Below are 22,910 nucleotides of genomic sequence, written 5' to 3'. Positions count from 1 at the left end.
GGACCCGTCCCCGCGACGCGTGACGGGCTGTTCAGTCGAGCGTCTCGGCTGAGAGTCGCTCGACCACGTCGGCCGACAGCTCGAGGTCGACGGCCTGCACCGAGTCCTGGATGCTCTCGGGACGGGAGGCGCCCGGGATGGGCACGACGGTCGGCGCGAGCGCCAGCTCCCATGCGAGGGCCACCCGCTGCGGGCTCACGTCGTGTGCCTTCGCCACCTCCGCGAACGCGTCGTGCCGGCTACCGAGGTCACCTGCCCTGCTGATGCCGCCCAGCGGGCTCCACGGCAGGAAGGCGATGCCGAGCTCGGCGCACAGGTCGAGCTCCGCGCGGCTGCTGCGGAAGGCCGGCGAGAACTGGTTCTGCACCGACGCGAGGCGGCCGCCGAGCACATCCTGCGCCTCGCGGATCTGGGCCGGGTCGGCGTTGGAGATGCCGGCCATCTCGATGACGCCCTCGTCGAGCAGGTCCACGAGCGCACCGACGGACTCGGCATACGGCACGTCGGGGTCGGGCCGGTGGAACTGGTAGAGCCCGATGGCCTCGCCGCCGAGCCGCTGGAGCGAGGCCTTGGCGGCCTCCTTGAGGTGGTCGGGGCGGCCGTTCTGGGTCCAGGACCCGTCCCCCGGGCGCAGGTGCCCACCCTTCGTGGCGACGAGGACGTCAGCCGCGCTGCCGGACCACGACGAGAGCGCCTTGGCGATGAGGGACTCGTTGTGGCCCACCTCGCCGGCGTCACGGTGGTAGGCGTCGGCCGTGTCGATGAGGGTCACGCCGGCGTCGAGCGCGGCGTGGATGGTCCGGATCGAGCGGTCCTCGTCGGGCCGCCCCTCGATGGACATCGGCATGCCGCCGAGACCGATCGCGCTGACCTTCCTCGATCCGATGGTTCGCTGCTGCAACGGTGCCTCCTTGGTTCGGTCGTTCCGGTCGTCGGCGGACGTCCGGCGACTGCCGGGCGCGCGACGCACCGTCAAGGTCCATACCCGGCTTCGGGGGCCGTCACCCGCAGCCGGATCCGTCAGAGGCGGTAGGTGGCGTCCGGCTCGGCGAGCTCGACGCAGCCCGGCCACACGGCGGCAGCCTCCGCCCGACACACCTCGGCGTCGTTCCAGGCCGGGATGTGGGTCAGCATGAGGCGACGCACTCCCCCGGCCCGGACGGCCGCCTCGGCGGCCCGGCGACCCGAGAGGTGGATGTCGGGCACCGTGTCGCGGCCCTCGACGAAGGCCGAGTCGGCGAGCACGAGGTCGGCGCCCGTCATGAGCTCGTCGAGCTGGTCGCACGTGTCGGTGTCGCCGGTGTAGGCGAGCACACGACCGTCGGCCTCGACCCGGAAGCCGTAGGCCTCGACCGGGTGGTTGACGTGCACCGGCGTGATCGTGAACGGCCCGACCGTCACGGGCTCGCGGTGGCGCAGATCGTGGAAGTCGAAGACGGACAGGACGCCCTCGGCCTCGCCACCGCCGTAGGCGCGGGCGAGGTGCACTCCGGTGCCCGCGGGGCCCCAGACCGGCATCGTCGCGCGCCCGGGCCCGCCGGGGAGGTAGCGCATCATGACGTAGAGCCCGCACATGTCGATGCAGTGGTCGACGTGCAGGTGGCTGAGCAGCACCGCGTCGACGGCATACGGCTCGATGTGGCGCTGCAGGGCGCCGAGGGCGCCGTTGCCGAGGTCGAGCACGATGCTCCACGTGCGACCCTCGTGCTCGGTGCGGACGAGGTAGGACGAGGCGGGCGAGCGTGGACCCGCGAAGGATCCCGAGCACCCGACGATCGTGACGTCCACGTGACGAGCCTAGGTGCCGGCACCGACTCCGGCCCGGCGACATGGCGTCGGGTGCGTCACACCGTGCCGTCCGGGCGCCGGCCTTCGTCGTCGTCGACGTCCTCCTCGAGGTCGTCCTCGACGTCGTCGTCGTCGTCGTATGCCGCCACGACGTCACGCAGGTCGGTTCCCATGAGCGCGTGGGTGAGGGTCTCCTGCAGCCAGGTGAGGAAGTCGTACCACGCCATCGCGTAGCCGAGCGGGTCGTCGTCGTCGATGTCGTCCATCGCGGCGTGCAGCGCCTCGGCGTCCTCCTCGGTGCGCATGCCCATGCGTTCCCCGAGCAGCAGGCGCACGTCGGTGAGCGCCATGAGGAAGGCCGGCGCCTGCGCCTCGTCGAGCACGACCCGGTTGCCGACGGCCCCGTCGACGCACGCGAGCGCGACGTCGAGGTTGCCGCTCTTGCGCTGGCGCAGGCCCTCCTCGGTGAGGCGACGGAACTCGGCCGCGATCTCGTCGTCACCGCGATGGGCCGTCGGCAGGAGCCGGTCGAGAGCCGGGTCGCGGTCGTCGAGCGACGCCGAGTCGGTCTGCTGGTCGGCTGCGCTCAGCGACAGGCCCATGGACGCCACGAGGTCGTCGAACGCGTCACCTGTCGGCTCGATCTCGGGCGAGAGCAGCAGGCGCGTCTGCTGCATGAGGCCGAGGAGCACCGTGCGCTCGGTGGACTCGAGGAGCGCGACGTAGTGGTCCTTCTCGCGCAAAAAGGCGCGGGCCATCAGCTGTCCTTCTCGAACGTGGCCCAGAGGCCGTAGCCCTGCAGCGCCTCCGCGTCGCGCTCCATCGACTCGCGGGGGCCGTTGGAGACGACCGCGCGGCCCTTGACGTGCACGTCCATCATCAGCTTCTCCGCCTTCGGACGGGCGTAGCCGAAGTAGGTCTCGAAGACCCACGTCACGTACGTCATGAGGTTGACGGGGTCGTTCCAGACGATCGTCACCCACGGCACGTCGGGTGCGACGACCTCGTCCGTGGAGGTCACCTCCTGCTCGGCGGGAGCGAGGGAGAGGGTGGCTGCGGTCACAGGGCCACCCTAGGTCCACCGAGGGCGCGAGGCAGACGGTCCCCGAGGCCCGCGACACCTAGGGTGGGCACGTGAGCCCGACGAGCCCTCGCGCCGCGAGCACGGCGCTGCTGACCGACCACTACGAGCTGACGATGCTCCAGGCCGCCCTCGCCTCGGGCGAGGCGCACCGGCGCTGCGTCTTCGAGGCGTTCGCGCGCCGGCTGCCCGACGGCCGCCGCTACGGGGTCATCGCGGGAACGGGCCGGGTGCTCGAGGCGCTCGAGCAGTTCCGCTTCGGCGACGATGAGCTGCGCTTCCTCTCCGACCGCAAGGTCGTCGACCGGGCCACCGTCGACTGGCTCGCCGACTACCGCTTCTCCGGGGACGTCAGCGGCTACGCCGAGGGCGAGTGCTACTTCCCGCAGTCACCGGTGCTCGTCGTCGAGTCCACCTTCGCCGAGGGCGTCATCCTCGAGACTCTCGTGCTCTCGATCCTCAACCACGACACGGCGATCGCGTCCGCTGCCTCGCGCATGACGACCGCCGCCATGGGCAGGCCTTGCATCGAGATGGGCTCACGACGCACCCACGAGGAGTCGGCCGTCGCGGCCGCTCGCGCGGCCTACGTCGCCGGGTTCGACGCGACGAGCAACCTCGAGGCCGGGCGTCGCTACGGCGTGCCCACGACGGGCACGGCCGCGCACGCCTTCACCCTCCTCTACGACTCGGAGAAGGAGGCCTTCACCGCGCAGGTCGAGTCGCTCGGCAAGGGCACGACCCTCCTCGTCGACACCTACGACGTGCGGACGGCCGTCGCTCTCGCCATGGAGATCGCCGGGCCCGGCCTGGGGGCGGTCCGGCTCGACTCGGGCGACCTGCTCATCCTGGCCACCGAGGTGCGCGCCCAGCTCGACGCGGCGGGCAACACCGACACCCGGATCATCGTCACCTCCGACCTGGACGAGTACGCCATCGCGGGCCTGGCTGCCGGACCCGTCAGCGGCTACGGCGTCGGCACGGCCCTCGTGACCGGCTCCGGAGCCCCCACGGCATCCATGGTCTACAAGCTCGTCCAGCGCGAGGACGCGTCCGGGCAGATGCAGGGCGTCGAGAAGAAGAGCAAGGACAAGACGTCGGTCGGGGGCCGCAAGTGGGCCATGCGGCGCCTTCGCGACGACGGGATCGCGCAGGCCGAGGTCATCGGCATCGGTGAGCAGCCGCGCGACGACGGCAACGACCGCCGGCTCATGATCGACCTCGTCCGCGCCGGCGAGGTCGTCGACCACCAGGACATCCACGAGGCCCGTGCCCGCCACGAGGCCTCGCGCGCGGAGCTGCCCCGGGCGGCGGCCCAGCTGTCGAGAGGCGAGCCCGTGATCCCCACTGTCTACGAGAAGGACTGAGCCATGGCCGGACCCACGCATGCCGACGGCGCACGGGCGCTGATCATCGTCGACGTCCAGAACGACTTCTGCGAGGGCGGGTCCCTCGCCGTCACCGGCGGCACCGACGTCGCCCGCGAGGTGAGCGAGCACGTGGGCCGGCACGCCGCGGACTACGACCACGTCGTCGTGACCGCCGACTGGCACGTCGACCCAGGACCGCACTTCTCGTCGACCCCCGACTTCGTCGACTCGTGGCCGGTGCACTGCGTCGCAGGCAGCGAGGGTGCCGAGTTCCACCCGAGGCTCGCCGGCGCCCTGGGTCACGTCGAGGCGGTCTTCCGCAAGGGCGAGCATGCGGCTGCCTACAGCGGATTCGAGGGACGGTCGGTCGACGACCAGCACAGCACCCTTGCCGCATGGCTCACCGAGCGCGGCGTCTCCCGCGTCGACGTCGTCGGCATCGCCACCGACCACTGCGTGCGGGCCACCGCGGCCGACGCGCAGCGTGAGGGCTTCGAGACCACCGTGCTGCTCGACCTCACCGCGGGAGTCTCCAGGTCCACGACCGACGCGGCCCTCGCAGAGCTGCGCGAGGAGGGTATCCGGCTGCTCGGCACACCACGGGTCGGCGGCTGACCCCGCCCCTCCCACGCGAGTGAGCGCCACGTCCCATCTGCGTTGGGTCACAAGGGAATTCGCTCTCACTCGACTGGGGCTGAGCGCTCACTCGACGGGGGGAGGGTGAGGGGTCAGCGAAGGACGGCTCGGAGGGCGCGGGCGGCGTGCTCGAGCCGCGGACCCACGGTGCGCACGTCGAGCGGCTCGAGCGAGACGACACCGACCGAGGCCTCGACGCCACCCGGGGCCGGGTCGGTGCGGGTCGACAGCGACACCGCGAGCCCGTGCGCCCCCGCCTGCAGCTCCCCGTCGGTGCCGACGACGCCGCGCTCCCCCGTCCGACCCGCGAGGATCGCCCGTCCCGCAGCGCCCTGGTCGAGCCGGTGCCGGGCGCCGGAGCGGTAGGCGACGTGGACGTCGGTCCACGACGGCTCGACGACGACGAGAGCCAGTGCCTCGTCGCCTTCGGCGATCGTCAGGTGTGCCGTCGCCCCCACGGCGTCGGCGAGCTCGCGCAGCACGGGCCGGGCCTCGCTGCGCACGACGGGAGTCACGGCCGAGGCGAGTCGGCTGATCCCCAGCGCGAGACGCACCCGCCCGTCGGATGCCCGGGAGACGAGGTGGTGGTCCTCGAGCGTCGTCACGAGACGGTAGACGACCGGCCGTCCGACGCCGAGGCCTGCCGCGAGCTCGGTGATCGTCAGACCGGCCGACCCCTCGGTGCCCGCCAGCGTCTCGAGGACGCGGATACCGCGATCGAGGGTCTGGGAGGACTCACCTCGAGGGGCGGCCGGACCGGGCACGCGGTCAGCCCTCGGAATGGGCGCCGCCGGGCGTCCTCGCGCGGCCCCCCTTGGACCACGACATCGCGTAGAGGCCGTCGTCGACGGCCACACCGCCCTCACCGAGCTCGAGCGGGCGGAACGTGTCGACCATGACGGCGAGCTCGTCGAAGCTCTCGACGCCGATCGAGCCCTCGGTCGCACCGGGCTGCGGGCCGTGCGGGTGGCCGCCCGGGTGCACCGAGACCGACCCCTTGCCGATGCCCGATCCCTTGCGGGCCTCGTAGTCGCCATCGACGTAGAACATGATCTCGTCGCTGTCGACGTTCGAGTGGTAGTAGGGAACGGGGATCGCGAGCGGGTGGTAGTCGACCTTGCGGGGCACGAAGTTGCAGATGACGAAGTTCCAGCCCTCGAAGACCTGGTGCACGGGCGGCGGCTGGTGGACGCGGCCGGTGATCGGCTCGAAGTCGCGCACGTTGAAGACGTAGGGGTAGAGGCAGCCGTCCCAGCCGACGACGTCGAGCGGGTGGAACGGCAGCGTGTGGATCGTGCCGACGACGCCACCCGGGCCGTTGCCGCGGTGCTTGATGTGGACGTCGGTCTCCTCGTCGGGGCTCGCGCCGACGTCCTCGGCGAGCAGCGGACCCTCGGGCTGGCGCAGGTCGCGCTCGCAGTAGGGGGCGTGCTCGAGGAGCTGGCCGTACTTGCTGAGGTAGCGCTTCGGAGGCGCGATGTGGCTGTTCGCCTCGATGCAGTACGCCCGCAGCGGCTCGTCGCCGGAGACCTCGGGGAGCCATCGGTGCGTCGTCGCCCTGGGGATGATGACGTAGTCGCCCTCGGCGACGTCGAAGGCGCCGAAGACCGTCTCGACGCGAGCCCGGCCGCGCTCGACGTAGACGCACTCGTCGCCGATCCCGTTGCGGTACCACGGGCTCGGCGCGCCGGCAACGGCATACGAGATGCGCACGTCGCCGTTGCCGAGGACGAGGCGGCGCCCCGTGACGACGTCGGTGCCCTCGACGGACGCGGCGTCGAAGAGGTCATGGAGCTTGAGGTGCCGAGGTGTCAGCGGGTGGTTCGGCGTCGTCGACTGGTCAGGCACCTCCCAGACGGCGGAGCCGACCGTCGTCGAGGGGATGTTGCGGTGGTAGAGCAGCGAGCTGTCGGAGCTGAAGCCCTCCTCGCCCATCAGCTCCTCGTAGTAGAGCTCGCCCGGGGCGCTCCCGGCGCCGGGTCGGCGGTGCTGGGTGTGCCGCTTGGGCGGGATGCTGCCGACCGACTGGTAGTGCGCCATGTGCGAGGGCCTCTCCGTCGAGCGCGTCCGATGAGCGGACGCTGGTGTATCGCTATTGCAACAGTGGAGTACGCTCCCGGTCATGTCAAGGACGCCGTTCGCGCCCCTCTTCGACCGCCTCGTCGACGACGCCGCGGTCTTCCCGCCAAGGCTGGCCCCGCTCGACGTGGCCGTGCGCGAGCACCTCGACCGACGCACGGGTCCGTATGCCGTCCACATCGGGCCGCTGCTCGTCCCCGCCGCGTCGGCGGGCGAGCTCGCAGCCTTCGCCGCCACGGACCCCCGCACCGCCCAGGCACCGCTCGAGGTCAGCCTCGTCGTGCGCCCCGGCAGCCCGGCGCGGCCCCTCGTCGACGCGCTCGCCTCGCTGCGCGACGACGAGCGGGTGCTCGTCACGGCAGCCGAGCTCGGATGGTCACCCGAGTGGCGGCAGGTCCTCGACGCCGAGATCCCCGTCGTCGTCGAGGTGGGCCTCGGGGACGACCAGGCTCGCGGCCTCGACGACATCGCTGCCGCCGTCGACGAGGAGCACGACGTGATGGCGAAGTTCCGCACCGGGTCGACCCCGACGTGGCCGTGGCCCGACGAGGCGACGCTCGGCGGCTTCCTCGACGCCGTCGTGCTGCACGGCCTCCCGTTCAAGCTGACCGGAGGCCTGCACCACGCGGTCCGGGGCAACCACGGCGGCGAGCCGATGCACGGGCTGCTCAACGTCCTGCTCGCGACGCACGAGGCGCTGGGCGGTGCCGAGGCGCACGACCTGGCCGGCATCCTCGCTCGTCACCACGCCGAGGTGCTCGTCACTGCTGTCTCGAGCCTGCCCACGGAGGACGCGGAGCAGGTCCGCGAGAGCTTCACCGCCTACGGCTGCTGCGGCGTGCTCGACCCCCTGACCGAGCTCGAGGCACTCGGGCTGATCACCACCGAGGAGTCCCACGCATGACGCCGCCCACCCGGCCGAGCACCTGGCTCGACGTCCTTGCCGACCACCCGTTCGGCATCGACACCCTCCCCTACGGCGTCTTCAGCACGGTAGGCGACCCGGACCGGCGCGTCGGGGTGCGCATCGGTGACCTCGTGCTCGATGCCGGAGCCGTCGCTGCGATCGGCCGCGACGCCGGGCTCGTGGGTGACGGACCCGATCTCGCGACGGCATGGCAGACGCCGAGCCTCAACGCCTTCCTCGCCCTCGGCCGCCCGGCGTGGACCGTCGCCCGGGAGTGGCTGACCGAGGTGCTCCGCGACGAGGTGCACCGCGACGGCGTCTCGCCGCACCTGCACCCCGTGGAGGAGGTCACGCTCCACCTGCCCGTCGACGTCGCCGACTACGTCGACTTCTATGCGAGCGAGGACCACGCGAGCAACGTCGGCCAGATCTTCCGCCCGGACAACGCCGCGCTCCCACCCAACTGGAAGCACCTGCCCATCGGCTACCACGGCCGCGCCGGCACCGTCGTCGTGTCGGGCACCGACGTCGTCCGCCCGACGGGCCAACGCAGGGGCCCGAACGACCCCACCCCCGTGTTCGGCCCGAGCATCCGCCTCGACATCGAGGCGGAGCTCGGCTACGTCGTCGGCGGCGCGACCGCTCTCGGGTCACGGGTCTCGGTCGACGACGCGCCCGACCACCTCTTCGGCGTCGTCGTCCTCAACGACTGGAGCGCCCGCGACATCCAGGCCTGGGAGTACGTGCCGCTGGGCCCGTTCCTCGGCAAGTCCTTCGCCACGTCGGTCTCCGCGTGGGTCACCCCGCTCGAGGCGTTGACCGCGGCCCGCGTTCCCCTTCCGGGACAGTCGGATCCGGAGCTGCTGCCGTATCTGCGCGGTGACGCCTTCGGCCTCGACGTGCACGTCGAGGTCAGCCTCAACGGCACGGTCGTCTCGCGCCCCGAGCACGCCGGGATGTACTGGTCGCCGGCACAGATGCTCGCGCACCTCACCGTCAACGGCGCCTCCCTGCGTGACGGCGACCTCTTCGGCTCGGGCACGATCAGCGGCCCGACGCGCGACACCCGGGGCAGCCTGCTCGAGCTGACGTGGAACGGCACGGAGCCGCTGACGCTCGCCGACGGCACGACCCGCGGCTTCCTCGAGGACGGCGACACGGTCACCATGACGGCCTGGGCGCCGGGACCGGACGGCTCGCGCATCGGCCTCGGCGAGGTCACCGGCACCATACGACCCGCCCGCTGAGGGCTCTGGGGGCCGGCCTCAGTGGATGACGACCGGCGCCGCCTCGGCCTGGTCGTCGAGGAAGTGCGACTCCTCGTGCTTGCGGGGCAGGAACGACGCCGGGATCAGCGTCAGCGCCACGAGGATCGCGGCGACGAGGAAGGTGGCTCCGAACGCGTCGGCGGCCTCGGCCAGGCCCTGTTGCACCGCGGCCGGCCCGCCGACGTCGTCGACGAGGGTCGGGTCGTGCAGCGCCGCGATGGCCGGGCCGGCCAGCGCCGAGGCACTGAGGTAGTTCGTGAAGACCACGGAGATGACGGCGACACCGACCGAGCTCGCGATCTGCTGGGTGATGTTGAGCAGCGTCGAGCCACGCGCCACCTGGTGGCTCTGCAGCGTCTTGAGCGCCGAGGTCATGAGCGGCATCATCGTGCCGCCCATGCCGAGACCCATGACGAAGAGCACCGGGACCATGAAGCCCCAGTACGGGGTGTCGACACCCACCTGTGTCAGCGCGAACATCCCGCCCGTGATGGCCAGCAGCCCGAAGGGCACGATGCGGCCCACCGGGATGCGGTCCGAGAGGGCGCCCGCGATCGGCATCGTCACCATCGCGCCGAGGCCCTGGGGCACCATGAGGAACGCCGCGTGGAGCGTGTCGAGTCCCCGCACCTGCTGGAGGTAGGTCGGCACGAGCAGCAGGCCACCGAAGAAGGCCGCGGCGAAGAGGAACATCGTGATCGTCGCGACGCTGAGGCGGCGGTTGCGGAAGAGCCGCAGGTCGAGCAGCGGGTGCTCGGGCCGGAAGCTGTAGAAGACGAAGGTGACGAGCATGACGAGCCCGATGCAGAGCGGGACGAGCACCTTCGTGGAGATGATCGTGCCCTCGCCGGGGATCGAGCTGATGCCGTAGAGGAAGAGCGCCAGGCCGGGCGACATGAGCAGCATGCCGACGACGTCGAAGGACTCGGAGGGCTCAGGGGCATCGGACGGCAGGGCCCACAGGGCGTAGAGCGCCGCGACGATGCCGATCGGCACGTTGATGAGGAAGATCCAGTGCCAGCTCGCGACCTCGATGAGCCAGCCACCGAGGATGGGTCCGAAGATCGGGCCGAGCAGCATCGGGACACCGAGGATCGCCATCAGCCGGCCCATCCGGGCCGGGCCGGCGGCGCGCGTCATGATCGTCATGCCGAGCGGCATGAGCATGCCCCCGCCGAGTCCCTGCAGCACGCGGAAGCCGATGAGGAACTCGATCGACCCGGCGGTGGCACACAGGGCCGAGCCGGCGGTGAAGAGCGCGACGGCGAGGACGTAGAGCCGCTTCGTGCCGAACCGGTCGGCGGCCCAGCCCGTGAGCGGGATGACCGTCGCGAGCGCGAGGGTGTAGGCCGTCACCGTCCACGCGACGGTGGAGTAGGGCAACGGCTGCTCGGGGCTCTCGGCGAAGACCGTCTGGAAGGTCGGCAGGGCGATGTTGACGACGGTGATGTCGAGGATCGACATGATCGCCCCGAGCACGACGACGCCGGCGATCTTGAGGACCGGCCCGTCGATCTTGTCGGGGTAGCTGGGCTGGCTGGTGGCGCTGGGAGCAGACACGATGACTCCGGGGGACGAGGGGTGCGCGACGGCATCGGCGCCGTGGGCGCGGGACTACCCGCGCAGTCTCCATTGTCGCGCCGACCACCGACGACGGCGCAAGGGAGTTACGCCGCCGGCCGAGCCGTCAGGGCATCAGCCCTGCTTGCGCGGCTGCTTCCCCTCGACGACCTGGGTGCTCGCGACCTTGTCGTGCAGGGCCTGGCGCTTGTCGTCCCACAGCGGCCAGAGGCCGTCGAGCAGGGACAGGAAGGGGACGAACTGACCGGCCAGCGGGACGAGCCGACGCATGACTGCGGTGCCCAGCGGCAGCGGGCCGGGCTCGGCGGCACGGCGGACGCTGATGCCGAGCGCCATCTTGCCGGGGGTCTGAGCGATCGTCGTCCAGAACACGAGGCAGTAGGCCGTCGCCACGAGCCACAGGAAGAGCGAGAACTGCACTGCGGGTCCGGTGAGCTCGTTCTGGATCTCGACGAGGCGCGCCTGGTCGCCGGCCTGGGCGGCGGTCACCATCTGGGAGAAGAGCTCGGACAGTCGAGGCGTCGCGAACCACGAGATGATCCCGCCGATGACGGCGAGGATGAGCCCGTCGACGACCCACGCCGCAAAACGCTTGCCCCACGGGGCGAGGGGCACCCCGTCGGCGGTGGTCTTGATGTTGTGCATCCACTGCGTGTTGGCGGGGGCCTGCTGGTAGTAGCTCTGCTGCGCCGGTGACTGGGTCTGCCAGCCGCTGCCCTGCGGCATCGGTGTCGTCGGCGTCGGGACGCCGGTGCGGTCCGGCGGGACCTGTCCCTGCGGGCTCTGCGGGCTCTGGTGCGGCAGGCCGATGGTGCTCTGCGCGATGGTCGGCGACTTCTTCGGGGCGGTGTGGTTGGTCCACGACACGCCGTCCCAGTAACGGAGCATGTCGGTGTTGCTGGGGTCGTCGTACCACCCGGAGGGCTGCTGGCTCATGCCCCAACTGTGCCACGGCATCGGCGTTCCCAGACCAGCGGCGCCCCGACTGGTGGCGGGTGCGCCTCGGCCCCGGCCCGTTCCCGCCCGAAGGCAGGGACCGGACCGGGGCCGAGGGTCACGTCGGTGCGACTCAGAGGTTGCCGCGCTTGTCCTGCTCGCGCTCGATGGCCTCGAAGAGCGCCTTGAAGTTGCCCTTGCCGAACCCGAGCGAACCGTGCCGCTCGATGAGCTCGAAGAAGACCGTCGGGCGGTCGCCGAGCGGCTTGGTGAAGATCTGCAGGAGGTAGCCGTCCTCGTCGCGGTCGACGAGGATCTTGCGCTTCTGCAGCTCCTCGATCGGCACCCGGACGTTGCCGATGCGCTCGCGCAGCTCGGCGTCCTCGTAGTACGAGTCAGGGGTGTCGAGGAACTCGACACCGTTGGCGCGCAGGGCATCCACCGAGGCGAGGATGTCGTTCGTCGCGACGGCGAGGTGCTGCGCGCCGGCGCCGCGGTAGAACTCGAGGTACTCGTCGATCTGGCTCTTCTTCTTCGCGATGGCCGGCTCGTTGAGCGGGAACTTGACGCGGTGGTTGCCGTTGGCGACGACCTTGCTCATGAGCGCGGAGTAGTCGGTGGCGATGTCGTCACCGATGAACTCGGCCATGTTCACGAAGCCCATGACGCGGTTGTAGAAGGAGACCCACTCGTCCATGTGGCCGAGCTCGACGTTGCCGACGATGTGGTCGAGGGCCTGGAAGAGACGCTTGGGCTGGCCCTCGCGGCGGACGATCGACGACGCGGTCGGGACGTAGCCGGGAAGGTACGGGCCGGCATACCTCTGCCCGTTCACGGCACGCTGGACGAGGGTGTGGCGGGTCTCGCCGTAGGTCGCGATGGCGGCGGTGCGCACCGTGCCGTGCTCGTCGGTGTGGTCGGTGGGCTGCTCGAGGACCGTCGCACCGGCCTTGACGGCCTGGGCGACGCACTTGTCGACGTCGGGCACCTCGAGGGCGATGTCGACGACGCCGTCGCCGTGGCGGCGGTGGTGGTCGGCGAGGGGGCTGTCAGGGTCGACGGCGCCCTTGATGACGAAGCGGATCGAGCCGCTCTTGAGGACGAACGCCTTGTGGTCGCGGTTGCCGTTCTCGGGGCCCGAGTAGGCGACGAGCTCCATGCCCCAGGCGCTCTGGTAGTAGTGCGCGCTCTGCGTGGCGTTGCCGGCGACGAAGACGATCGCGTCCCATCCGGTGACGGGGAAGACGTCGGTGTTCTCGTCGTACTCGACGAGACCGACGAGCTGCTTGAGCTGGTCGAGGTCGAGGTCGGCCTCGCGCTCCTGGTCGGTGAGGTCGGCGGCCGGAGACGGCATCGTGTCGGTCATGGAGCGAGAGTGACCGAGAGCGTCGAGGTGTGCAACAGCGGCCCTCGTGGCTGAACACAGTGCACAAAGTGTTGCCCGTATGCCAAGTGGTGATGGACACTCTGTCCATGACCTCAGGAGCGGGACCGTCGGTGCGCGCACCGGTCGACGCGCTCGACTGCCGCATCCTGCTCCTGCTGCTCACCGAGCCGGGCATCGGCGTGCTCGGCGCCTCTCGCCGCCTGGGCGTGGCCCGCGGCACCGTGCAGGCCCGGCTGGACCGGCTGCAGCGCACCGGCGTGCTCCGCTCGATGGCCCCGGACGTCGACCCGGCCGCCATCGGCTACCCCGTGACGGCGTTCTGCACCCTCGAGATCCGGCAGGGGCGCGGTGGGCACTCCCCCGTCGTCGACCACCTCGCCGCCATCCCCGAGGTGCTCGAGGCGCACACGATCACCGGCTCCGGTGACGTGCTCATCCGCATCGTCGGTCGCGACAACGCCGACCTCCAACGGGTCATCGACCGCGTCGTCGACGACGCGCACGTGACGCGGGCCTCGACCGTCATCTCGCTCGCCACGCGCCTCGACCACCGCACGATCCCGCTCGTCGAGCACCTCCTCGACACGTCGTCCTGACGTGCGACGCTCGCGCCACCTGCAGCACCGGAACGACCCACCGCACCACTCATCCCACCGAGCCGGACCAGGAGCCACCCGTGACCGCCAACCCCTACGCACCGCGGCCCGACGTCGAGCTGACCCACCCGGAGTGGAGCCACAGCGCGACGATCTACCAGATCAACCAGCGCCACCTCACGCCCGAGGGCACGTTCCGGGCCGCCGAGGCGCACCTGCCCCGCATCCGCGACCTCGGCATCGACATCGTGTGGCTCATGCCGGTGCACCCGATCGGGGAGCTGAACCGCAAGGGCGTGCTCGGCAGCCCGTACGCCGTCAAGGACTACCTCGGCGTCAACCCGGAGTTCGGCACGCTGGAGGACCTGCGCCACTTCGTCGACACGGCCCACGGTCTCGGTCTGCGCGTCATCCTCGACTGGGTCGCCAACCACACCGCGTGGGACAACCCGCTCGTCGAGGAGCACCCAGACTGGTACGCCCGTGACTGGAAGGGCGACCTGCGCCCCACGCCCTGGTGGGACTGGGACGACATCATCGACCTCGACTACGACAACCCCGACCTGCGTCGCTACATGACCGAGGCGATGAAGTTCTGGGTGCGCGACGTCGATGTCGACGGGTTCCGTTGCGACGTGGCCGGATTCGTGCCCGTCGACTTCTGGGACAACGTCCGCCGCGAGCTCGACGAGATCAAGCCGGTCTTCATGCTCGCCGAGTGGGAGTCGCGCGACCTGCACGTCCGCGCCTTCGACATGACGTACGGCTGGAGCTGGAACGAGACGCTCCACAAGATCGCCCACGGCAAGGCCGACGTCGAGGCCCTCAAGGTCTACTACGCGTGGAACGACCGCTTCTACCAGCGCGACGCCTACCGGATGCTCTTCGTCAGCAACCACGACAAGAACGCGTGGGAAGGCACCGAGTACGAGCAGTTCGGCGACGCCCTCCTTCCGGCGATCGTCCTGTCCGTCGTCAGCGAGGGCATGCCGCTCGTCTACAACGGGCAGGAGGCGGGCAGCGACAAGCGGCTCATCTTCTTCGACAAGGACGAGATCGAGTGGCGCGAGGACGAGCAGGGCGAGCTCTACCGGCAGCTCTTCGCCCTCAAGAAGGCGCACCCCGCGCTGTGGAACGGCGCCGCGGGCGGGCGCATGGTGCGCGTCCCCAACTCGGCCGAGGCGGCGGTGCTGAGCTTCGTGCGAGCCGTCGGCGACGACCGGGTCTTCGGGGCGTTCAACTTCAGCGACGAGGACCGGACCGTGACGCTCGGCGACGGCCCGCAGGCGGGCTCGTGGCGTGACGCCTTCAGCGGCGAGACCCTCGAGCTGGCGCAGGGCCAGCAGTACGCCCTGCCGGCCTGGGGCTACCAGGTCCTCGTCGGCGCCTGACGCGACGGAGCAGGGCCTCGGGCGCTCCTCCACGGGCGGCCCGAGGCCCCGGACGGCACAGGGGTCGTGTCCCGTCGACTGGTAGACGATCGAGCGCCCAGATCATGACGTGATCCCGTCGAAACCGTGCACGCAGCGGCCTTCGATCCGCGAGAATGGAGATGCGTACCCGTCGGTGCTCCCCTGTCCCGGCGGGTACGCCTCTGCCGTGCCGACGTCCCACCAACCGGTCGGCCGGGACGGGGCGTCCCGCTGAACTCCCAGGCGGCGGGACGCCCCCCGAGCGGACGGGGCAGCCGCCGGCACGGGTCAGCGGCGGCGCGCCTCGACGAGGTGTCGCGTCGAGTGGGCGACGAACGGCCGGCCCGCCCGCATCCCGGCGTCGAGACGTTCGAGGGTCTCGCGGTAGGTCTCGACGGTGAAGTCCGGGACCCACCAGACGCACCGACGCAGGAGCCACACGACGGCGCCCACGTCGTACAGCTCCATCCGGCACCGCGCGGTCTTCAGGTCGACGACGTCGAGGCCCGCCGCGCGAGCCTCCCGGGCCTCGGCCTCCGGGTCGCGACCCAGCCGCTCCCGCGGGAGCGGGCCGAGGAACTGCTCGATGAGCTCGAACGCCGAGGCCGGGCCGACGTGCTGGGCGAGGTAGGTGCCGCCGTCGACGAGCACCCGCGCGATCTCGTCCCAGGCCGGCCGCACCGGGTGGCGGCTCGTCACGAGGTCGAAGGTCGCGTCCGGGAAGGGCAGCGGGTCACCCGGCGTGACGGGCACGACCTCGACGCCGCGGGGCCCGAGCAGGGCGCGCGCCCGCTCCATGTTGGGCGCCCAGCCCTCGGTGACGACCATCCGCTCCGGCAGCACCGGAACCTGCGCGACGATCTCGCCACCGCCGGTGTCGAGGTCCAGGGCAACCGTGGCCCTCGACAGCCGAGCGGCGAGGAGCCGGGCGTAGCCCCAGACCGGCCGCTCCTCGGTGGCTCGGCCGTCGAGCCAGCCGAACCCCCAGCCGGTCACGTCGGCGTCGACCGCCTCGTCCACGAGCTCCTCGAACGCACGCATCCGCTCATCCAACCGGCCCGTGGGCCCGGCCTCCACCGGATAACCGACGACGGCACCGGCCCGGCCGGGGCATCCCGGCCGGGCCCGCGACGTCAGGGCGTGACGGTGATCGGGCTCCCGTTGCTGACGAGCTTCCAGTCGACGCTCGAGAAGGCCGCCGGGTCGATGACCTGGTTGGCGGTCGCCCAGTCGATGAGCAGCTGGCGGATCTCGATCTGACGGTTGTAGACGACCGGGGCGGCCACGACGCCCGGGAAGTTGCCGCCTCCCGACTGGCGGTAGTTGTTGATCGCGACGACGAAGCGCGCGTCCGGCGCCACCGGGCTGCCGGCATACGCGAGGTTCACGATCCGCGAGCCGACCGCCTTGGCGAGGTCGATGTCGTAGGTGAGGTCCGCGTCGAGCCCACCCATGACGTCGTAGTTGTAGTCGGGGGTCGCGTTGGCGTTGGTGATCGTGTCGGCGGCGACCGGGCCCGTCGTCGTGCAGGGCTTGAAGTACTCCGCGCTCTTCTCGAGGTACGCCTTGACCTGGGCTCCGGTGAGGACGATGCCGAGGAGGGTGTTGTCGTAGATGTAGAGGCCCGCCACGTCGCGGATCGTCACGTCGCCGGCCGGGATCGCGGCGAGCTTGTTGAACGGCGCGGCGATCGACAGGACCGGCAGGGACGCCTCGGGCGTGCCCGCGAGCGCCTTCTTGACCGCATCGGCCTGGACGTAGTTGATGAAGTCGATCGCGGCGGTGTCCTCGTAGCGCGACGTGGACGCCGACATGGCCTGCGTGCACGTCCCGATGACGCCGTTGACGTAGGTCAGCACCTTCTGGTGGGCGGCTGCGACGGCGCCGGTCACAGCGGGGTCCTCGGGCGCGACGTTGGAGTTGTAGAGCGTCGCCTCGGAGTGGACGACCTGCCACTGGCCGCGCACCTTCTGGACGTCGATCGACATCCGCGTCACGCGCATGCCCCAGTAGTAGGGCTCGGAGAGGAGGACCTTCTTGCCGGTCTGCGCGTTCGTGACGTAGCGCTGCGGGATCTCGAGGTGCGCGTGGCCGACGAGGACGGCGTCGATGCCGGGGACCTGCTCGGCGAGCAGCGCGCTCGCGTTCTCGACGTAGGGCAGCGCGTCGCCCCACGACGACTTGCCGTTGTCGCCTGAGTGGCACGCGACGATGACGATGTCGGCGCCGGCGGCCTTGAGGCGGGGCACCATGACCTTCGCCTGCTCGATGATGCCGGGGAACTTCACCTTGCCCTCGACGTTGGCCTTGTCCCAGATCGCGACGCCGGGCGTCACGAGGCCGAGGATGCCGACCTTGATCGCCTTGGTGTCGGGCAGCTTGACCGTCTTGATGACCCACGGCTTGAAGACCGGGGCGCCGGTGTTCCAGTCTACGGAGTTGGCCGACAGGAGCGGGAAGTTCAGTTGCTTCTCGAAGGCGCGCAACGTGTCGAGGCCGTAGTTGTACTCGTGGTTGCCGAGCGCGGCGGCGTCGTAGCCGACCTGGTTCATCGCCGCGGCCATGGGGTGCGTCGAGCCGCCGGTGATGGGGTCGATCTTGGCGTAGTAGTACGCGAGCGGCGTGCCCTGGATCGTGTCGCCGGCGTCGATCGTCAGGGTGCGCTCTGCGCCGACCTCGGCCCGGATCGCCTTGATGATCGAGGAGGCCTTGGCCACGCCGATGTCGTTGGCCTTGGCGTCGGTGTACTCGGCGTTCTTGAAGTAGTCCCAGTTGTAGACGTTGCCGTGCAGGTCGGTCGTGCCGAGCACGGTCAGCCGGACGACCTCGCCGTTGGTGCCCGGGGCGGTGGCCGCCGGAGCGGCGTCGGCGGGCACGGCCGAGCGCACGGCCGCGAGCCCGGCGCCGCCGACGGCGGCGAGGGCCAGCAGCTGGCGACGGGTGGTGGAGGATCCGAGGAGGTCAGGGGTGTGGTCGGTGCTCATGTCGTCCTTCGCTGTCAGGTGCTCGATCGGAGCAGTCCCGGTTCACGGTGCGCGGCTCGCCCCCGAGGCGCAGTGCACGACCATAGCCGGACACTTCCGCCCATAGGCCGACAGCACCGGTCGGTTTCGTGAACCCTCAGCGTCGGCCGACGAGCCAGAGCCGGATCTTGTCGATGCGCTCGGTGACCTGCTCGGTCGAGGCGGCCGCGAGGTCGGGTCCGCCACAGACACGCCGGAGGTCCATGTGGACGTTGGCGTGCGGCAGCCCCTTCTGACGGGCATACGTCGAGACGAGCGTGTTGAGCTCCTTGCGCTGGGCGGCAAGGGCCCGGTGGGCGGCGACGGGCATGGGGGCGGTGGCGCCCTGGGGGGCCTTCTTGACCTGACGGCTCTGCCGCTCGCGGAGCAGCGCCGACACCTGGTCGGGCTCGAGCAGGCCCGGCAGGCCGAGGTACTCCTCCTCGTCCTCCGACCCGATCTGGGCGTGCATGCCCCACTGCTGCTTGTCGAAGAGCACGTGGTCGAAGTGGGCGTCGGACTCGAGCGCCTCGAAGGCGCCCTCGTCGAGGGCCCCGCTCGCCTTGTCGGCCCGGTTGGCCTCGTCGAGCAGGCTCTGCTCCTCGGCCCACATCTGGCCGATGTCGTCGGGGTTGGGCTTGCGGTCGAGGGCGTGGTCGCGCTGCTCCTCGAGGCGCGCCGCGTGGTCGAGGACCACGGGCACCGAGGGCAGGAAGACCGACGCGGTCTCACCCCGCCGTCGGGCGCGCACGAAGCGTCCGACGGCCTGGGCGAAGAAGAGCGGCGTCGAGGTGGACGTCGCGTAGACCCCGACCGCGAGCCGCGGCACGTCGACCCCCTCGGACACCATGCGGACGGCGACCATCCAGCGCTCGTCGCTCGCCCCGAAGTCCTCGATGCGCTTGCTCGCGCCGAGGTCGTCGGAGAGGACGACCGTCGGGGCCTCGCCGGTCAACGAGCGGAGGATGGCGGCATACGCCCTCGCCTGGGTCTGGTTGGAGGCGATGACGAGGCCGCCGGCGTCCTCGACGTGGCGCCGCACCTCGGTGAGGCGCCGGTCGGCGGCGGCGAGGACCGCGGGGATCCACTCCCCCTTGGGATCGAGCGCCGTGCGCCACGCGTGGGCGACGAAGTCCTTCGTCATCGGCTCGCCGAGGCGCGCCTCGAGCTCGTCGCCGGCCTTGGTGCGCCAGCGCATGCTGCCGCCGTAGGCCATGAAGAGGACGGGTCGCACGACGCCGTCGCGCAACGCCTCGGCGTAGCCGTAGGTGTAGTCGCTCGAGCTGACGAGGGTGCCCTCGGCGTCGAGCTCGTACGTGACGAACGGGATCGGCGAGGTGTCGGAGCGGAAGGGCGTGCCGGTCAGCGAAAGCCGACGGGTCGCGGGCTCGAAGGCCTCGCGGATGCCGTCGCCCCAGCTCTTCGCGTCACCGCCGTGGTGCACCTCGTCGAGGATGACGAGGGTCGAGCGCGACGTCGTCAGCTCGCGGTGCAGCGACGGGCGCGAGGCGACCTGCGCGTAGGTCACGGCGACACCGTGGTAGTCGTCGCTGTGCCGGCCGATGCTGTTGCTGAACTTCGGGTCGAGACTGATGCCGACGCGGGCGGCGGCGTCGGCCCACTGGGTCTTGAGGTGCTCCGTGGGAGCGACGACCGTGACGCGCGAGACGATGCCCGCGCTCAGCAGCTCGGTGGCCACGCGCAGGGCGTACGTCGTCTTGCCGGCGCCCGGTGTGGCGACCGCGAGGAAGTCGCGCGGCGACTTGCCGAGGTAGAGGTCGAGTGCCTCCTGCTGCCACGCGCGCAGCTTGCTGGCGGTACCCCACGCAGCCCGCTCTGGGAAGGCGGGTGGGAGGTGGAAGGCGGCCCCTGAACTCATAGAGAGGCCACCGTAACGAATCCCCGAGGACGACATGCCGAGGCCCCGCCTTGCGGGCGGGGCCTCGGCCTGGATGGTATGCCGCTCAGTCGGTTTCGCGACGTCGAGCAGGCGCGCTGGTGGTCACCGGCCGGCGCGGTACGCCGTCCACTGGGCCTGCATGCGCGAGACCTGGCCGGTCGTGAAGGTGTTCATGCAGGAGTCGTACGTGTAGTCCATGAAGTTCTTGATCGGGTCGAGGCCGGGGCTCGTGCACGTGTCGCGGCCGGTCGGGCACTGGTAGGCGGCGCTGGCCTCGGCGGGCGTGTCGTCGACGTAGTCGCCGTTGCCGTTACAGCCGCCCTGGAAGGTGTGGTATAGCCCGACCCAGTGGCCGACCTCGTGGGTGGCCGTGTCGCCCTGGTTGTAGTTCGTCGCGCTGCCACCGGGCAGGGAGGCCGTGAGGATGACGACGCCGTCCATGGCGTCGTAGGTGCCCTTGGGGAAGGTCGCCCAGCCCAGCAGCCCCTGACCGATGTTGGCCGAGTAGAGGTTGAGGTCAGCCATCGTGCCCTTGCGGAGCGTCGTCTTCATGCTCTTCTCGGCCGCCGAGCCGGGCGTCACGGTGTACCAGGACGAGTTGCTCGTCGAGTCGGAGCCGGCGAGGCTGAAGCTGAGACCGGTCCCCGAGTAGGCCTTGTTGAGGACGCTGATCTGGCTGCTGATCGCGCTGCCGCTGACGGTGCCCTGAGTGCCGTTGGTGATGGTGTGCCAGTAGACCTTGACCGTCGTCGGTGCGAAGGTGCTGCCCGTGCCCGGCTTGCCCTGCTGGCCCTCCCTGACGACCTTGCCCGACGAGTCCCGGGTCAGCCCCTTGGCCTCGAGGGCATTGGTCAGGGCCGCCTCGTTGGCGCGCACCTGTGCGTCGGTCAGCTCGTGCGGGTCCTTGGCGGTGCCGTGGGTGCCGCGGGCTCCGACCGCGCCCACGGCCGCCGGGTCGAGGCACGCGGCGCTGCCGTGGCCCTCCATCACGGGCGCGGCCTGCGCCGGTGCGCCGAGGGATGCTGCGGCGAGTGCGAGCGGTGCCGCGAGCATCAGGGAGCGAAGCTTCATGGGGTGACCTTTCTCGTCCGACACGACGCCCGATCGGGCGACGATCCCAGCGACTGTAGGTACGCGACAGTCAGTGGCGGAGCCGGGGCGAGTAAAGAACCCTTAAGGAAAGCCCCTCGGTCGGGCGGTGGTGGTCAGGCACCCGCAGACGCGTCGCTCAGGACTGTCCGCCGCCGCCCTGGTCGCCGTCGCCGCCGTCCTGGGGGTCGCGAAGGCCTTCGTAGATCTCCTTGCAGACCGGGCAGACCGGGAACTTCTGGGGGTCGCGGCCCGGGACCCAGATCTTGCCGCAGAGGGCCACGACGGGCTCACCCGACAGCGCGCTCTCGAGGATCTTCTCCTTGCGCACGTAGTGCGAGAAGCGCTCGTGGTCACCGGGCTCCTGGAGCTCCTCGCGAACCTCCTCACGCTCGATCGTGGCCGTGCTCGTGCGCCGCAGCGGCTCGGGCTCGGGCTCGAACGGGTCGGGAGGCATCGTGCTCATGACGAGAGTGTATGCCGCCCTGCCGCACCCCGAAGGAGCCGCTCCCCCGCGGGATAGGCCCCCCACGACGCCGGGAGCGCGCCGGGTCGGCCGCTGAGCAGCACCGCCTCGACGCCGGCCTCCGGGGCGTCCGGCGCCGGCTCGAGGCCGAGGCGCCGCAGGGTCTGGCGGGCCACCGCGACGGGAGAGTCGTGGATCGTCACACCGTCCCCGAGGGCCGCGACGATCCGGTCGACGACGAGCCCGTAGTGGGTGCACCCGAGGACGAGCGAGCGCACGCCCGCGGGAGTCTGCGACGCGGCATACGCGATGCAGGCGTCGACCGCGTCGGGGTCACCGGACTCGATGGCCTCGGCGAGCCCCAGGGCCGCGACGGCACACGTCTCGACGTCGGCGGCGAAGGCGTCGACGAGGCCCCTGAGGTAGTCGCTCGACGTCGTGGCAGCCGTGGCCCACACGGCGACCGGCCCTCCCCCGGCGGCCGCCGGGCGGATGGCCGGCACCGTGCCGATGACGGGGACGGCCGGCTCGAGCTCGGCGCGGAGGGCGCCCAGCCCGTGCACCGAGGCGGTGTTGCACGCGACGACGATCGCGGCCGGCTCGTGGGGAAGGGTGGCGCGCGCCGAGGCGAGGATCAGTCGCTGGACCTCGGCGGGCGTGCGCGGGCCGTAGGGCATGTTGTCCGGGTCGAGCGACAGCACGAGCCCGAGGTCGGGCCGCAGCGCGTGGAGGGCGTCGGCGTACCCGAGGAGCCCGAGACCGCTGTCGACGAAGGCAACTCGCCTGGTCGACCTCGGCATCCCGGGATGCTCCTCGGTGTCCGGCCGCACGGGCCCCGTGACGCCCATGTCAGTTCATCGACGGGTCGTCGGGGAAGTTCGCGACGTACGCGAGGCTGTCGCGCTGGCGTCGGAGCACCTCACGCCACAGCCCCTCCGGCCGCGGCGTGAAGGCGTCGCGCACCTCCGCATCGACGACGTACCAGTCGCCGCGCAGCACCTCGTTCTCGAGCTGGCCGGACTCCCACCCGGAGTAGCCGGCGAAGATCCGCAGCCCCGCCAGCTCGGCCGCGACGACAGGGGTCGGCACGTCGAGGTCGACGAGGCCGATCGAGCCGAAGAGGCGCTTGACCCCGAGCGGCTCCGGCTCGTCGCCCGGCACCGTGACGAGCCCCAGCGCCGACGACGTCGACACCGGCCCGCCCTGGAAGAGGACGTGCGGGGCGGTCACGACACGCTGCCAGCCCGGCAGCACCGAGTCCACCTCGGCCGACAGGGGCTTGTTGAGCACGACGCCCTGGGCGCCGCCGTCGTCGTGGTGGAGCATGAGGATGACGGACCGATGGAACACGTCACCCCCGACGGACGGCGTCGCCACGAGGAGGCGGCCGGTGTGGAACATCGAGCTCACGG

The 22,910-nt window shown here is 71.2% G+C and carries 22 protein-coding genes; 6 read left to right on the top strand and 16 right to left on the bottom strand.

Features of this window, described 5'->3' with window-relative positions; genetic code table 11:
- Nucleotides 1-31: 31 nt before the first annotated feature.
- From ASH01_RS11555 to clpS, 4 genes are all read right to left on the bottom strand, one after another.
- Nucleotides 32-901: an aldo/keto reductase gene (locus ASH01_RS11555; protein WP_200961790.1), complete on the bottom strand. Its 870-nt coding sequence runs from the start codon at nt 899-901 to the stop codon at nt 32-34.
- Between the two features lie 119 nt (nt 902-1,020).
- Entirely contained in the window at nt 1,021-1,788 is a 768-nt protein-coding gene (locus ASH01_RS11550) for an MBL fold metallo-hydrolase (protein ID WP_056775830.1), read from the bottom strand.
- Nucleotides 1,789-1,844: 56 nt separating this feature from the next.
- A complete protein-coding gene (locus tag ASH01_RS11545; RefSeq protein ID WP_056775828.1) occupies nt 1,845-2,546 on the bottom strand; it encodes a DUF2017 domain-containing protein in 702 nt (233 codons plus the stop codon).
- Nucleotides 2,546-2,851 carry an ATP-dependent Clp protease adapter ClpS gene (gene clpS / locus ASH01_RS11540; RefSeq protein ID WP_056775827.1) on the bottom strand — a complete coding sequence of 102 codons (306 nt, stop codon included), beginning with the start codon at nt 2,849-2,851 and terminating at the stop codon, nt 2,546-2,548. Before clpS ends, ASH01_RS11545 begins: the two co-directional genes overlap by 1 nt.
- A 71-nt stretch (nt 2,852-2,922) precedes the next feature.
- Here clpS and ASH01_RS11535 point away from each other — a divergent pair, with 71 nt between their 5' ends.
- Nucleotides 2,923-4,236, top strand: a complete 1,314-nt coding sequence (locus ASH01_RS11535; RefSeq protein ID WP_056775824.1) for a nicotinate phosphoribosyltransferase — start codon at nt 2,923-2,925, stop codon at nt 4,234-4,236.
- Nucleotides 4,237-4,239: 3 nt separating this feature from the next.
- A complete protein-coding gene (locus tag ASH01_RS11530) occupies nt 4,240-4,854 on the top strand; it encodes an isochorismatase family protein (protein WP_056775823.1) in 615 nt (204 codons plus the stop codon).
- Nucleotides 4,855-4,967: 113 nt separating this feature from the next.
- On the opposite strand, the gene ASH01_RS11525 is transcribed toward ASH01_RS11530, so the two are convergent.
- Both ASH01_RS11525 and ASH01_RS11520 read right to left on the bottom strand, forming a co-directional pair.
- Entirely contained in the window at nt 4,968-5,639 is a 672-nt protein-coding gene (locus ASH01_RS11525; protein ID WP_056775821.1) for an IclR family transcriptional regulator, read from the bottom strand.
- Between the two features lie 4 nt (nt 5,640-5,643).
- On the bottom strand, nt 5,644-6,915 hold the full coding sequence (locus ASH01_RS11520; protein ID WP_056775819.1) for a homogentisate 1,2-dioxygenase: 1,272 nt from the start codon (nt 6,913-6,915) through the stop codon (nt 5,644-5,646).
- A gap of 82 nt (nt 6,916-6,997) precedes the next feature.
- On the opposite strand from ASH01_RS11520, the gene ASH01_RS11515 reads away from it, so the two are divergent.
- Entirely contained in the window at nt 6,998-7,858 is an 861-nt protein-coding gene (locus ASH01_RS11515) for a hypothetical protein (protein WP_056775818.1), read from the top strand.
- Nucleotides 7,855-9,108, top strand: coding sequence for a fumarylacetoacetase (fahA, locus tag ASH01_RS11510; protein ID WP_056775816.1), 1,254 nt, complete (start codon nt 7,855-7,857; stop codon nt 9,106-9,108). The genes ASH01_RS11515 and fahA overlap by 4 nt, the downstream gene beginning before the upstream one ends.
- Before the next feature lie 18 nt (nt 9,109-9,126).
- On the opposite strand, the gene ASH01_RS11505 is transcribed toward fahA, so the two are convergent.
- The 3 genes from ASH01_RS11505 to hppD all read right to left on the bottom strand — a co-directional run bounded on the left by ASH01_RS11505 (nt 9,127) and on the right by hppD (nt 13,012).
- The gene (locus ASH01_RS11505) at nt 9,127-10,689 is read right to left on the bottom strand and encodes a DHA2 family efflux MFS transporter permease subunit (protein ID WP_056775814.1); all 1,563 of its coding nucleotides are present in this window, start codon (nt 10,687-10,689) and stop codon (nt 9,127-9,129) included.
- A 135-nt stretch (nt 10,690-10,824) separates the two neighbouring features.
- The gene (locus ASH01_RS11500) at nt 10,825-11,646 is read right to left on the bottom strand and encodes an RDD family protein (protein ID WP_056775812.1); all 822 of its coding nucleotides are present in this window, start codon (nt 11,644-11,646) and stop codon (nt 10,825-10,827) included.
- A 133-nt stretch (nt 11,647-11,779) separates the two neighbouring features.
- Complete coding sequence (gene hppD, locus ASH01_RS11495; protein ID WP_056775811.1) at nt 11,780-13,012, bottom strand: 4-hydroxyphenylpyruvate dioxygenase; 1,233 nt, start codon at nt 13,010-13,012, stop codon at nt 11,780-11,782.
- 107 nt (nt 13,013-13,119) lie between these two features.
- Between hppD and ASH01_RS11490 the strand changes: the two genes are divergently transcribed.
- Nucleotides 13,120-13,629 (top strand): Lrp/AsnC family transcriptional regulator, encoded by a 510-nt coding sequence (locus ASH01_RS11490; RefSeq protein WP_056775809.1) that lies wholly within the window; start codon nt 13,120-13,122, stop codon nt 13,627-13,629.
- 80 nt (nt 13,630-13,709) lie between these two features.
- A complete protein-coding gene (locus tag ASH01_RS11485; RefSeq protein WP_056775807.1) occupies nt 13,710-15,020 on the top strand; it encodes an alpha-amylase family glycosyl hydrolase in 1,311 nt (436 codons plus the stop codon).
- 309 nt (nt 15,021-15,329) lie between these two features.
- On the opposite strand, the gene ASH01_RS11480 is transcribed toward ASH01_RS11485, so the two are convergent.
- The 7 genes from ASH01_RS11480 to ASH01_RS11450 form a co-directional block, all read right to left on the bottom strand.
- Nucleotides 15,330-16,082 carry a methyltransferase domain-containing protein gene (locus ASH01_RS11480; protein WP_056775805.1) on the bottom strand — a complete coding sequence of 251 codons (753 nt, stop codon included), beginning with the start codon at nt 16,080-16,082 and terminating at the stop codon, nt 15,330-15,332.
- A gap of 92 nt (nt 16,083-16,174) precedes the next feature.
- A complete protein-coding gene (locus ASH01_RS11475; RefSeq protein ID WP_056775804.1) occupies nt 16,175-18,025 on the bottom strand; it encodes a bifunctional metallophosphatase/5'-nucleotidase in 1,851 nt (616 codons plus the stop codon).
- Between the two features lie 136 nt (nt 18,026-18,161).
- Entirely contained in the window at nt 18,162-19,922 is a 1,761-nt protein-coding gene (locus ASH01_RS11470) for a DEAD/DEAH box helicase (RefSeq protein WP_056775802.1), read from the bottom strand.
- A gap of 123 nt (nt 19,923-20,045) precedes the next feature.
- A complete protein-coding gene (locus ASH01_RS11465; protein WP_056775801.1) occupies nt 20,046-21,014 on the bottom strand; it encodes a zinc metalloprotease in 969 nt (322 codons plus the stop codon).
- 157 nt (nt 21,015-21,171) lie between these two features.
- Nucleotides 21,172-21,498: a DUF3039 domain-containing protein gene (locus ASH01_RS11460; protein WP_056775799.1), complete on the bottom strand. Its 327-nt coding sequence runs from the start codon at nt 21,496-21,498 to the stop codon at nt 21,172-21,174.
- Entirely contained in the window at nt 21,495-22,298 is an 804-nt protein-coding gene (locus tag ASH01_RS11455) for a glutamate racemase (protein WP_056777595.1), read from the bottom strand. Before ASH01_RS11455 ends, ASH01_RS11460 begins: the two co-directional genes overlap by 4 nt.
- 49 nt (nt 22,299-22,347) lie before the next feature.
- Nucleotides 22,348-22,899 (bottom strand): YqgE/AlgH family protein, encoded by a 552-nt coding sequence (locus ASH01_RS11450; RefSeq protein WP_056777592.1) that lies wholly within the window; start codon nt 22,897-22,899, stop codon nt 22,348-22,350.
- Nucleotides 22,900-22,910: the final 11 nt, after the last annotated feature.

It is taken from the genome of Terrabacter sp. Soil811, assembly GCF_001429655.1.
Taxonomy (GTDB): Bacteria; Actinomycetota; Actinomycetes; order Actinomycetales; family Dermatophilaceae; genus Terrabacter.
Note: the sequence above shows the minus strand (reverse complement) of the source record. Positions and strands in the feature narration are given on the sequence as shown.